Source organism: Streptomyces sp. NPDC056835 (genome assembly GCF_042789485.1).
Taxonomy (GTDB): Bacteria; Actinomycetota; Actinomycetes; order Streptomycetales; family Streptomycetaceae; genus Streptomyces.
Map to the genome: position 1 here is coordinate 144,676 of NZ_JBHUBB010000019.1, position 11,886 is coordinate 156,561.

10 protein-coding genes are annotated in these 11,886 nt (G+C 69.0%); 6 read left to right on the forward strand and 4 right to left on the reverse strand.

Annotated elements, in window-relative coordinates; translation table 11 throughout:
* Positions 1-518 precede the first annotated feature (518 nt).
* Positions 519-1,760: an amidohydrolase family protein gene (locus tag ACFRMN_RS22625; protein ID WP_383022288.1), complete on the reverse strand. Its 1,242-nt coding sequence runs from the start codon at positions 1,758-1,760 to the stop codon at positions 519-521.
* A gap of 134 nt (positions 1,761-1,894) precedes the next feature.
* Between ACFRMN_RS22625 and ACFRMN_RS22630 the strand changes: the two genes are divergently transcribed.
* From ACFRMN_RS22630 to ACFRMN_RS22655, 6 genes are all read left to right on the forward strand, one after another.
* Complete coding sequence (locus ACFRMN_RS22630) at positions 1,895-2,365, forward strand: MarR family winged helix-turn-helix transcriptional regulator (RefSeq protein ID WP_383022290.1); 471 nt, start codon at positions 1,895-1,897, stop codon at positions 2,363-2,365.
* A gap of 335 nt (positions 2,366-2,700) precedes the next feature.
* Positions 2,701-4,104, forward strand: a complete 1,404-nt coding sequence (locus ACFRMN_RS22635) for an aldehyde dehydrogenase family protein (RefSeq protein WP_383022292.1) — start codon at positions 2,701-2,703, stop codon at positions 4,102-4,104.
* Positions 4,101-5,624 carry a sugar ABC transporter ATP-binding protein gene (locus tag ACFRMN_RS22640; protein WP_383022294.1) on the forward strand — a complete coding sequence of 508 codons (1,524 nt, stop codon included), beginning with the start codon at positions 4,101-4,103 and terminating at the stop codon, positions 5,622-5,624. The genes ACFRMN_RS22635 and ACFRMN_RS22640 overlap by 4 nt, the downstream gene beginning before the upstream one ends.
* Complete coding sequence (locus ACFRMN_RS22645) at positions 5,621-6,685, forward strand: ABC transporter permease (RefSeq protein ID WP_383022296.1); 1,065 nt, start codon at positions 5,621-5,623, stop codon at positions 6,683-6,685. Before ACFRMN_RS22640 ends, ACFRMN_RS22645 begins: the two co-directional genes overlap by 4 nt.
* Entirely contained in the window at positions 6,682-7,659 is a 978-nt protein-coding gene (locus tag ACFRMN_RS22650) for a sugar ABC transporter substrate-binding protein (protein ID WP_383022298.1), read from the forward strand. Before ACFRMN_RS22645 ends, ACFRMN_RS22650 begins: the two co-directional genes overlap by 4 nt.
* Positions 7,659-9,167 carry a mucin-5B gene (locus ACFRMN_RS22655; RefSeq protein WP_383022299.1) on the forward strand — a complete coding sequence of 503 codons (1,509 nt, stop codon included), beginning with the start codon at positions 7,659-7,661 and terminating at the stop codon, positions 9,165-9,167. The genes ACFRMN_RS22650 and ACFRMN_RS22655 overlap by 1 nt, the downstream gene beginning before the upstream one ends.
* Positions 9,168-9,397: 230 nt before the next feature.
* Here the strand turns inward: ACFRMN_RS22655 and ACFRMN_RS22660 are convergent, their stop codons facing one another.
* From ACFRMN_RS22660 to ACFRMN_RS22670, 3 genes are read right to left on the reverse strand one after another with little or no spacing between them, the layout of a single operon-like run.
* Positions 9,398-10,528, reverse strand: a complete 1,131-nt coding sequence (locus ACFRMN_RS22660; RefSeq protein WP_383022301.1) for a hypothetical protein — start codon at positions 10,526-10,528, stop codon at positions 9,398-9,400.
* A complete protein-coding gene (locus ACFRMN_RS22665) occupies positions 10,525-11,424 on the reverse strand; it encodes a phytanoyl-CoA dioxygenase family protein (RefSeq protein ID WP_383022303.1) in 900 nt (299 codons plus the stop codon). Before ACFRMN_RS22665 ends, ACFRMN_RS22660 begins: the two co-directional genes overlap by 4 nt.
* Before the next feature lie 2 nt (positions 11,425-11,426).
* Positions 11,427-11,885: a lasso peptide biosynthesis B2 protein gene (locus ACFRMN_RS22670; protein ID WP_383022305.1), complete on the reverse strand. Its 459-nt coding sequence runs from the start codon at positions 11,883-11,885 to the stop codon at positions 11,427-11,429.
* Position 11,886: the final 1 nt, after the last annotated feature.

Sequence of the window (11,886 nt, forward strand, 5' to 3'; positions counted from 1 at the left end):
TGAGGAAGTGATTCGGGACTGCTGCTGTCACTGTCGATGCCACCCCCCTGCCGGATTCGTAGGGGAGCGTTGGGCGCAGGATTTCCGCAGTTTGTAGGGTTGCGACAATGGGTGTGGTGGGTAAGTGGAGTTGGAAGCCCCCGTGGCCGTGGCGCTCGTGGTGGCCTCTCGGTGGCCGGACGCCTTTGGACGACGTAATATGAGTGATCAAAGATCAACCAGCCGCACGTGCTCTGATCAGGCAGAACGTCACTCAGCAGCACGACTGGGCACCACGCAGCACGAACGCTCACGGTCTCGTAATGCGTAGGTCTCGGGTTCGAATCCCGAAGGCGGCTCCGTAGAAGCCCCAGGACATCTCGCCATGACCTGGGGCTTTTGCCATGCCCCGAACTTCGTGGTGCGGTCGCGGCCTGCTTTGGGACCTTCGAGCGGTGGTTGGTGGCCGGGCGGGTGCTGCTGCGGGGCTTCGGGGGCGCCCTTCGGCGTTGTCGGTGTGGGTTGGTGAGCGGGTTGGCTCAGGCTGTGGGGAGTCGGGTGCCGCGGCGCCAGACGGCGTGGGTGTTGAGGGTGTCGCTGATGGTGGTGGTGGGGTCGCCGTTGACCAGGAGCAGGTCGGCGCGCAGGCCTTCGGTGATGCGGCCGCGGTCGGTCAGGCCGAAGCGTCGGGCGGTGGTGGAGGTGGCCGCGCGCAGGGCTTCGGCCGGGGGCAGGCCGGCCTGGACGAGGTACTGGAGTTCGTGGTGGACGCTGGCGCCGTGGGCCAGGCCGCCGAGGAACGGCATCGGCATGGACGCGTCCGTACCGACCAGGAGGTCGACGCCGGCGTCGTTCAGGGCGCGCACGGATCCGAGCACGTCGGTGATCTTGCCCTGGGGGTAGTGGTTGAAGCTGCTGCGCAGTGTCTTGGACCAGTTCTCGTCCAGGCGCGAGGCCACGCGCGGGTCGTCGGCCAGCCGGTCGCCGGTGATGCCCATCATGGAGGCGTTCAGTACGACGCAGGGCACGACGAAGGCACCGGAGTCCTGGATCAGGGTGATGATTTCGTCGGTGTGGGGGCCGTCCATGAACAGGTGGACCAGTCCGTCGATGCCGGCCTCGATCGCCATCCGGGCCGCGTCGATGGTGAGGGCGTGGGCGACGGTGAGCTTGCCCAGCTTCCTGGCTTCGGCGACCCCTGCGTTCAAGGTGGCCCGGTCGAGCATCGGCAGGCCCGGGTGGCCCTCGACGGAGCCGTCGTCGACCATGAACTTGATGTAGTCCGAGCCGCGTTCGATCAGTTGCGGGATGAACGAGACGGCCTGCTCGGGGGTGGTGGAGAACGGCATCAGGGGTGCCGGTCCCGACGGCTTGGACCCGGCCTCCGCGCCGGGTGGCGGTCCGGGGCGGAAGCCTTCGGGGAACAGTTCGCTGGGGTGGCCGCCGGGCGGGGTGATGCCGAATCCGGAGGAGCGTACGTCGGCCATGGCGTCGTTGTCGGTGATGTGCGCGCGGTTGTCCGCGGTGTTCGTGCCCTGCATCTCCAGCTCGGTGGTCACCCCGAACCGCAGCGCCAGGGCCAGGGACTCGGCATTGGTGTGGACGTGGGCGTCGATCAGGCCGGGCAGCAGCGTCCCGCCCGCGGCGTCGACCACCTGTGCGTCCGCGGGGGCGTCCCCGCCGACCGCGAGGATGCCGGTGTGGTCGAAGACGACGGTGCTCGCTTCCAGGGTCCGGTCGCCGTCGAAGACCCGCGCATTGATGATGGCCGTTGTGGGCATGACTGTTTCCCGTCGTTGTCGATCCGTCGCGGTGCACCGGTTCTTCCGGTGCCCACCGGGCTCCTGCGGAATGCAGATACGTGCATCATTGCACGTAATTGTGTTTTGCAGCGACCTGGGGCTAGGGTGTCCATGTGACCAGGGGACCCGGAACTCAGGACGACGCACTGCTGGACGCGGTCGGCGCGGCGTTCGCCCGGCTGCGCCGCCGCACGGCTCTGGTGGACGTCGACCCGCCGGTCACACGCAAGGACATGGCCCGAAACCAGGTCATCAACATCGTCGACGAGGCTGATGGCGAGATGACTGTCGGCGGCATCGCCTACCAGCTGACCGTCGACTCCTCCGTCGCCAGCCGGATGGTGAGCGACTGCATCACAGCGGGCCTCCTCGTGCGGGCCGCCTCCCAGAGCGACGGCCGCCGCACCGTGCTGCGCCTCACCCCCGAAGGCATCGCCATGCGCGACCGCTTCAGCAGCCAGCACCGCCAAGCCTTCGAGCACATCACCCGCGACTGGCCCCGGACCAAACGCCTCGAATTCGCCCGGCTCCTCGTCGATTACGCCGACGCCACCGCAGAGCTCACCGCCCGAACCACTTCCTGAACCGCCACGGGTGTGCCCGTGAGGGCCCTGGCGGGGGGTCGGTGTGGATGGCCTGAAGGTCCTGGGGGAGTCGTTCGTACGGCACGACGCACATCGGCGGGCCTGGGCGGTCGCTGACCGTGGCACTCCAGGCGCTGACCTTTCAACCTACTTACTTGACAAAATCACCGCCCGGAATGCCTGGCCAATGCAGTTTTCGTCACCCTCAGGAATGACCGAAGGCGACAGGCAGGCATTTTGTCATTGCTGTTGACTAACTAGTGGGTGGGTGTCAGCATCGCTGCGACTTCTGGAGATTCGTCTGCCCGGACAAGATCGCACAGGAGAGCCGACGTATGACGTCCAGCACCACCACTGTGTCCGTTCACAATCCAGGAACAGGCGAAGTCCTCGGCGAGATCGAGGACTTCACGGCCGAGCGCATCGGCGCCGCACTCGAAGCCGCGGCGAACGGTCAACGGGCCATGGCCGCGCTACCGGCCCACGCACGGGCCCAACTCCTGCTGAAAGCAGCCGAGTTGATCGAGGGAGAGGCGGACGAGCTGGCCCGGCGGCTCGCCGCGGAGAACGGCAAGCCGGTCTTTCAGACCACTGAGGAGGTCCGCGCCGCGATCAGGATCTTCCGGGGATTCGCGGGCGAGGCCACCCGGCTGCTGGGGAGGCAGATTCCCCTCGACGCGGTGCCGGGCCTCGAACGCCACCTCGCCGTCACGATCCGCGAACCCCTCGGCCCCGTCGCGGCGTTGGTGCCCTTCAACTACCCCGTCGAGCTGTACGCGCACAAGGCGGCGGCCGCCCTCGCCGCCGGCAACGCGGTGCTCGTCCACCCGCCCGTGCGGTGCCCGCTCACGCTCATCCGCATCGCGGAACTCATCTCCGCCGCCGGCTTCCCCGAGGGCGCGCACCAACTGCTCACCGGCGGGGTACACGTCTCCCAGGAACTGGCCACCAGGGCGGGAGCCGCCGCGATCAGCCTGACGGGATCCACCCTCGCCGGCCGCGAGATAGCCCGCCGTGCCGCGGACACCCTCAAGAAGGTCCACCTCGAACTCGGTGGCAACGACGCCCTGATCGTCTGCGACGACGCCGACGTGGAAGCCGCGGCGCAGGCCGTGATCCTGGGACGCCTCGCACGCGGCAACGGACAGATCTGCTGCGCGGTCAAGCGCGTATACGTCCAAAACGGGGTGCACGATGCCTTCGTGGACGCACTCCTGTCGGGTGCCGCCAAGCTCAGCGTCGGCGATCAGCTCGCCGATGGCACCGACGTGGGCCCACTCATCAGCCAGGCCGCCGCCCAGCGCGTGGAGCAGGCTGTGGGCACCCTTGTCTCGGACGGCGCCCGCAAAGTGGCGGGCGGCGCCCGCCGCGGCGCCTTCTACGACCCCGCCGTCCTCGTCGACGTGCCCACCGACAGCGCGGCCTTCAACGAGGAGATCTTCGGACCCGTCGCGCCCGTGGCCCGCTTCGAAGATCCCCTGGACGCCGTTCGGATGGCCAACGCCTCCCCGTACGGACTCCAGGCCGCCGTCTTCACCCGGGACATCCAGCGCGCCTACACCCTCGCCGGCCGGCTCGACGTGGGTGGCGTCGTGATCAACGGATCCACCGCGCTGCGCGCCGAGAACCTGCCCTTCGGCGGTCCCAAGGACACCGGCGGTTCAGCCGAGGGCCTGCACGACACGGCTCTGGAGTTCACCCGGCAGAAGACGGTCATCGTGATGGAGGCCTTCCAGTGAGCGGTGCGCCCGCTCCGCCGGCTCTCGACGTGCGCGGGGTGTACAAGTCGTACGGCGGCACCGAAGTGCTGCACGGCGTGGACCTCAAGGGCCGCGCCGGTGACGTGCTCGCCGTGGTCGGTGCGAACGGTGCGGGGAAGTCCACCCTCATCAAGATTCTCGCGGGCGCGGAGCGTATGAGCAGCGGTGAACTGCGCCTCGACGGGGAGATCGTGGCCCTGCGCTCCCCGCATGACGCGCACACCCATGGCATCAGGACCGTCCACCAGGAACTCACCCTCATCCCTGAACTGTCCGTCACCGAGAACCTGTTGATGGGCCACTATCCGCGGATGCCCGGCGGCCTCATCAACTGGCGCGCCGCGCACGCCCGTGCCCGGGTCCTCCTGGAGGACATCGGGTACGGGGCGATCGATCCGCGGACCAAGGCAGGCGGTCTCACCGTCGCGCGCCAGCAGATGGTGGAGATCGCCAAGGCCCTCGTGGACGAAAGCGGGGAGCCGAGGGTGCTGGTCCTCGACGAGCCATCGGCAGTGCTCGCGGGCGCGGACCTGGACGCCCTGTTCGCCCTGATCCGAAGGCTTCAGAAGCGCGGTGTGGTCATCGTCTACGTGTCGCACCGGCTCGCCGAGGTCACCGAACTCGCCACCACCATCGTCGTCATCAAGGACGGCCGCGTCGTCGCCGAGACCACCCCGCGTCATACGGACGAGAACGAGATGATCCGCCTGATGGCGGGACGCCGTCCACAGCAGCTGTACCCCGACCGGCGCACCGACGTGGGCCCGGAACTGCTCTCGGTCCAGGGGCTCAGCCGGCCGGGTGAGTTCGCTGATGTCTCCTTCGCCCTGCGGGCCGGTGAGATCACCGGGCTCTTCGGCCTCGTCGGGTCGGGCCGCAGCGAGCTGGCCCACTGTGTCTTCGGTGCCCGGCGCGCCGCCTCGGGGACGATCAGGGCCGAGGGCTCGCGCACCGACCGGTTCCGCAGCCCCAAGGAAGCCATCGGGGCGGGGCTCGCCCTGGTCACGGAGGACCGCAAGCGCACCGGCCTGGTCCTCGGCCTCAGTACGGCGGACAACATCGGCCTGACCACGCTCAAGACCGCGACCAGGGGACCACTGCTGGACACGGCCCGGCGCAGGCGCGACGCCCTGGCGATGACCGACCGGCTCGACATCAGGCCCGCGCATTCCCCGCGGTTGCCGGTACGCGCGCTCAGCGGTGGCAACCAGCAAAAGGCCGTTCTGGCGAAGTGGCTGCTCACCTCACCCCGTGTGCTCCTCCTCGATGAGCCGACCCGCGGTGTCGACATGGCGACCCGCGTGGAGATCTACCGCATGCTCGACGAGCTCGCCCGCGACGGAATGGCCGTCCTGCTCATCTCGTCCGACCTCACCGAGGTCCTCGGCGCCACCGACCGCGTGCTCGTGATGCACGAGGGGCGGATCGCCGCCGAGCTTCCCTCTGGCCGTACGTCCGAGGACACCGTCCTCGCCCACGCGATCGGACATGCCGCATGACGGACCAGCTCTCGGCTTCTCCACGGGATTCCGGGCAACTCTCGAAGAACGGCGCCGCCGGGGCGGGCGGGGGTCCGCGGCTGCCCAGGATCAGGGTGGCGGGGCGCGACATCACCCTGGAAGTGGGCCTGGCCGCGCTGCTCGTCGCCTTCATCGCGATCGCCGGTGCGACCACCGACGCGTTCCTCACCGAGGCGAACGTGACGAATCTGCTCAAGCAGATGGTCACCACCGGACTGCTTGCGTACGGCATGCTCACCGTGATCCTGACGGGCGGTATCGACCTCTCGGTCGGCTCGGTGGTCGCCTTCTCCGGCATTCTCGCCGCGGGCCTGTCCGCCGGGTTGCCCGTGTGGCTGGCGATGCTGATCGGAGTGGCGTCGGGCATCGGGTTCGGGCTGGTCAACGGGGCACTCGTGGCCCGCTTCCAGCTCGCCCCGTTCGTCGTGACACTCGCCGCGCTCACCACCATCCGCGGTCTGGCCTTCGTCTACTCGGAGACCCCGGTCGCGCCGGAGAAGGCCGGCTTCTTCGAACTGGGCTCCGCCGCGGTGGGTCCTGTGCCGGTTTCCACGATCATCATGATCGCGGTGTTCCTGCTCGGCGGAGTCTTCCTCGGCCGCACCCCGGCGGGCCGGGCACTGACCGCGATCGGCGGCAGCGCGGAGACCGTACGCCTCGCGGGTATCGGCGTACGACGCCATGTGGTGCTCGCCTACACCATCAGCGGCGCCTGCGCCGGACTCGCGGGCGTCATTCTCGCCAGCCGCGTCGGTATCGCCCAGCCCAGCGTGGGCACCGCCTTTGAACTGGACGCCATCGCCGCCTGTGTGATCGGTGGTGCCAGCCTGGCCGGCGGCAAGGGCACCGTACGGGCGACCTGCGCCGGTGTTCTCGTGCTCGCGCTGATCAACAATCTGCTCAATCTCTATGACGTACAGAGCTTCTGGCAGCAGGTGTTCAAGGGGCTCATCATCGTTGCCGTCATTCTCGTCCAGCGCGCGGGGCGGCTCCGCCCCGCCGCCGGAGAGACGACCCCGGGAAAGGGATCGCTGTCATGATCGCCCACAGCAGGATGCGATGCGCCGGACTGCTCGCCGGGGCCGTCCTCGTCACCACCGTGTCGGGCTGCTCGTCCGATGGCGGGAACGCGAGCGGCAAGGGGGACGGCGACTACACGGTAGGCGTCGCCAACTTCACTTTGAGCGGGCCCTACTTCAACGGCATGGACCGTGCGATCAAGGCACAGGCGAAGAAGAAGGGCGTCGAGGTCCGCAGCACGGACGCGGGAGGTGACGCGGCCAAGCTCGCCTCGAATGTCGAGGACCTGCTGAGCAAGGGCGTCGACGCGGTCATCATCTCGGGCGGGCCCCTGGAATCGGCCCCCGCCGTCCTCAACGCCATCAAGGCCGCGGGCAAGCCGGCCGTGCTGGTCGACCGCAAGTTCAAGACCGGCGACTACGCGAGCTGGATCGGCCCCGACAACGAGGCGATCGGCAAGCAGAACGGCGAGTTCCTGGCCGGCCGGCTGCCCGACGCCGCCACGGTCGCGATCGTCAAGGGAGGCCCCGCCGACAACAGCATCGGCCTGGCCCGCACGAACGGCGTCAAGAGCGCCCTCACCGGTGCCGGACTCAAGATCGTCGAAGCCCCTGACTTCGGCAACTGGAGTTCCGACGGGGGACTGACCGTGACGGAGAGCCTGCTCGCCTCGCACCAGGACATCGACGCGGTGTTCTGCGAGAACGACGCCATGTGCCTGGGCGCCCAGCGCGCCATCAAGGACGCCGGCCGAGACAAGGACATCGTGCTGGCCGGCGTCGACGGCCAGGCCGAGGCTCTGAAGGCGATCTCGGACGGTACGAACTACCTGGTCACCGGCCTCAATGACGCCGATCAGATCGGCAGTCTCGGCTTGGACAGGGCCGTCGACATCCTCGGCGGCAAGAAGACGGAGAAGGACACCGTGGTGCCTTCGCCACGCGTCACCAAGGAGAACGCCGGCAAGTACTACGACCCGGACGGGGAGTTCTGATGAACCGCACCGACGCGCACCGAACTCGTCTCCCGCTGCGAAGAACACACCGCTACGCGATGACCGCGCTGCTCGGCGGCGCACTCGCCCTCACGCCGCTGCTCGCCGCGGCGCAGACCTCGGGCGGACCCGCTCCCGCGTCCGTCACGGCGCAGAAGCCACCCGCGCAGAAGCCGCCCGCACAGAAGCCGCCCGCGAAGAAGCCGCCCCATCAGAAGCAGAACTGGAAGCTCCTGCACTCCGAAGACTTCTCCGACAAGCTCGACCCGGGGAAGGCGCCCTGGGTCAGGGAGGCCTACGACAATCCGTTCGACACCGTCATGGACGACAACGGCGAGTGGTACCACAACGACTACGGTGACGCCTGGGACGAGCAGCTCAACTCGTTCGCCACATACCGGAAGGAGTTCCCGGTCGGCGAGGACGGCTGGCTGACCGCGTCGCTGTCCGCCCGCGACTGGAACAAGGACGGCACCATCGAGAAGCCGCCGTCCATCACCAACGGCACAGCGGGCAGGTCCACCGTCGCCCAACTCGATGTCCCGGACCACACGGGCGGCGCCATCTTCCGGCCCACCGAGTCACTTCCCGAGCAGTACCGCGTCGAGTACAAGCTCAAGACGCTCGACTTCGGCGGCAAGCGCAACGGAACCATCGACTACGACAACCGCATCAACGGTTACAGCAAGGACGGGTGCAAGACGCAGCACCCGTGGGGCGAGGGCTCCAGAAGCCCCGGCTGGGAGGGGGACGCCTCCGCCCCGTACTGCGAGTGGCAGGACGTCCGCGAGGGCAAGTACGGCTACAACGGGTTCCACTACCTGTCCATCGTGGACTTCGCCGACCCCGCGCCCCGTAACAACCACTTCTGGCACTACCGGCGCAAGGTGCTGATGGACTCCTTCGCCCAGCACCCCGACCGCGTCGGCACGGGCACCGGAGGCCGCGTCTGCAACGCGAAGACCAACGAGTACTACGACTACAGGGACAGCAGCTTCAACACGGTCAACATGTGGATCAGCGGACTGCCGAACTGGGCCCCGGGCCAGGGCGGTCTTGCCGGTAACTCGCAGTGGTTCATGACCAGTTGTTCCAACGGTGTCGCCGAGCAGCAGCTGTCGTCCGCGGCCGAGCTCCAGCCCGAGCTGATGCCGAACGAGGACTACACGTTCGCCATCGAGCGCGACGCGACCGGCTACACGCTGGAGGCCAGCGGGAACTTCGCCCGCGCCGGACAGCAGACACTCCGCTTCCACCGCGACTTCATCGTGGACAACAATCCGATCTGGCACTACAACGTCAAGCCCGACGAGTACGACGGCCGCTACAACAACACCCTCGTCCAGGGCAAGGACCTCAACGGCAAGTCCGCATGGCCCGACCAGTGGCCGAAGGATTCCGGCTACCCGGACTCGTTCGTCATCGGCGACCTCTACACCAACGTGTACGAGGGCAGCGCGAGCCTCACGGACATCAAGCTGTTCGTGCCGAACCCCGGGAAGAAGTGACGCGAAGAAGTGTGAACTGATCCGCGAAGACCCGTCTCCGCCTCCTCGCCCGGCCACAGTGGGCGAGGAGGCGGAGCCATGTCATACCGGGCCCCGGGTTGGAGCGGCCTCCGATGAGTCGTCGTTCGGGGGAGTTCCGTCAGGTGTTGGTGTTCGACGGGCCGAAGAACTCGATCTCGGGACCGATCCCGGGCCATGGCCGGACGACGCGGTCCCGGCGGGCGGGCGCCTCAGCGTGACCTCGTACGTGGCACGGCGGCGGCCGGTGCAGGGAAGGCCGAACGGGCGGCCTCCACGACGGCTGCCGAGAGATAGAGGGTGAGCGAGTCGTCGCGCAGGAGCTTCGTTCCCACCCAGTGGAAGGGGTTCTCCGGCCCCTCGCCCGGCGCGGTCTCGGCGCACTGGGAGATCAGGCGCTCGACCCGTCGGAACAGGCCCGGTGCGAGGGCGGTGCGCAGCCGGCCGGTGATGTCCCCCCTGCTCGGGGTGTACAGGTTGCTGGGGAGGTACAGCGTGGCGTCGTCGGGGCGGTCGCGGCGGTGCGAGGTCATGCTCCAGCACAACGTCGGCCGCAGCCCGTCGCCCGCGAGCGCCGCCGAACCCTCGACGGCCATGCGCTCGACGAAGTCCGCCGCGGTACGGCCCGCCGCGTCCGACAACGCGGACGCCCGCGCGGCCAGTTCGGCGGCGGAGCGCTCGTGCACCGTGGTGTAGAACTTGACCCTGGCGTCGGCGGACTCCTGAAGGTCGAGGGCGAAGATCGCCGGCATGAGGGCGGCGACGCCCGCCGGGTCGTGCTCCCGTACCCAGGTCCACGCGGGGCCGTGGCCGAGCCGGTTCAGGGCCTCCCCGATCAGCTCCCGGTGGTGCCCGGTGCCGGCCGCGAAGGTGTCGAAGTACACCTTGACGCGGGCGATCCCCCGCGCCCCGGCAGAGGCCGCCAGGCACATCCCGAAAGTCGCCCGGGCGCTCCGGGGCCGGAAGAGGTCGCTGAGCTCCTTGGCCCGGTGGAGGTGGGCAACGCCCCGCCGTTCGAGTTCCGCCAGGGTCCGTCGGCCCTCGTCCCAGCTCGCCTCCGCGGTCGTGGGGCCCGCCGCGGCCAGCGGCCGGTAGAAGAGCCGGACATCGACGCGGTCGCCGCTCAGCACCAGCGAGTACTCGAACGGGGCGGGCGCACTCGGCAGCCCGGGCTCGGCGGGGCCGCGCGTGGAGCGGTGACCCCAGCCGCCGAAGAGCACCGAGACGGTCTCCTCGGCCGACGCGTCGAAGGCGGGGCCCAGCCCGAGGACATGGCCGAGGTGTCTCAGGCCGCCGACAGCCAGTTCGGCGTAGCCGGGCAGGACCTTGGCGGCCGTGGTCATGAGGTCACACGCGCCGGCAGGTACGGCTCGACGTCGATCCCCGGATACATCTCCGACAGGTGCTTGATGGTGTCCTCGGTCCAGTAGTCGTCGCCGGGGGGCGGGAAACCCAGCAGATGACGCTGCCGCGGCTCCAGTTCGATCATCAGGTCGCGGAAGGTGCCCCAGTCGGGGTGCGCCGGCCGCAGCGACCACAGGTGCTTGTCCGTCCAACGGGCCTGCGCGCCATGGATGTTGAAGAACAGGGCGAGACGGCGGCCGAGACGTTCGTGGTAGGCGGAGCCCCGGTGGACGATGTCCCCCACGAACAGCAGCAGGGAGCCCTTGCCGGCCACGATCGGACGCTCCCGCTCGTAGAGCTCGGGGTACGACTCCTTGGCGTACGCTCCCGTCCCCTCCGGGGTCAGCAGCGGAACGCCGAGGTGCGCGGCGCGGTCCACGACGTAGGTGGGAGCGGTGTCCTCCGACACATCGGTCAGATAGAGGATGCCGTACACACGCTGGTAGACACCGTCGGCGCGGGGGTGCACCAGGCTGCTCGCCGCCCAGGAGTCGTTGTGCAGCCTCTGGTCCTTGCTCTCGCCGTAGGCCGTCCCGTACTTGGCCTGGATGAACGCGCTGGTCATACGGAGATCCGCGGTGCCGAGCAACTCCTCGACGACGCTGATCACCCGGGGGTCGAGGGGGTGCTGGTTCAGGGCGTTGCTGGTGAAGGGGAAGGGGACCGCGTGCTTGAGGGCGGCCACGTCCTCGGCGGTGTGGTCGCCGGACTCGGGGTCGGGGAAGTACGTCTCGATCGCCGCGACGGCCTCGGTCAGGGCCTCGCCCGTCAGGAAGTCGGGGACGAGCGCGTATCCCTTGGCCGCCATCTCTTTCGCGATGCTCTTCGGGTCCATGGTCACTTTCCCCTTCCGGTGGGGTGGTTCGCTCGGCTCCGCCGGCTTCGGGGGCAGGAGATGACGATGTTCTTCTGGAAGGCGTCCAGCCGCAGTGATTCGCCGACCGGCTGTCCGTCGACCTCGGTCCAGGCGTGTGCCGCGAAGGGCATGAGGCTGACGCCGGACACCCAGTCCGGCCAACTGCCCCGCAGGCGAGCCAGGACCGCCGTCGCGACCGACCGCTCCAGGCAGTACTGGCCGGCGGCCCGGCGGCTGACCGAGACGACGTCGCCGCGCGCACGCAGGGCCTCGGCATGGGTGGCGGGCCGGGCGCCGCGGCTCAGCCGCCGCAGCGCCCGCTCCATCGTGTACGGGCTGAGGGTGATGAGGAGACGGCCGGCCGCGACGGCCAGCAGCGGGAGCGGCCTCCTGTGCAGGGGCAGCGGTGTCCGCGGCTCCAGTGTCATGGGCAGCGTCATG

Coding starts and splice junctions, on each gene's coding strand:
- ACFRMN_RS22635 (WP_383022292.1), top strand. CDS start 2,701: ATGACGTCCAGCACCACCACTGTGTCCGTTCACAATCCAGGAACAGGC.
- ACFRMN_RS22650 (WP_383022298.1), top strand. CDS start 6,682: ATGATCGCCCACAGCAGGATGCGATGCGCCGGACTGCTCGCCGGGGCC.
- ACFRMN_RS22645 (WP_383022296.1), top strand. CDS start 5,621: ATGACGGACCAGCTCTCGGCTTCTCCACGGGATTCCGGGCAACTCTCG.
- ACFRMN_RS22665 (WP_383022303.1), bottom strand. CDS start 11,424: ATGGACCCGAAGAGCATCGCGAAAGAGATGGCGGCCAAGGGATACGCG.
- ACFRMN_RS22625 (WP_383022288.1), bottom strand. CDS start 1,760: ATGCCCACAACGGCCATCATCAATGCGCGGGTCTTCGACGGCGACCGG.
- ACFRMN_RS22655 (WP_383022299.1), top strand. CDS start 7,659: ATGAACCGCACCGACGCGCACCGAACTCGTCTCCCGCTGCGAAGAACA.
- ACFRMN_RS22660 (WP_383022301.1), bottom strand. CDS start 10,528: ATGACCACGGCCGCCAAGGTCCTGCCCGGCTACGCCGAACTGGCTGTC.
- ACFRMN_RS22670 (WP_383022305.1), bottom strand. CDS start 11,885: ATGACGCTGCCCATGACACTGGAGCCGCGGACACCGCTGCCCCTGCAC.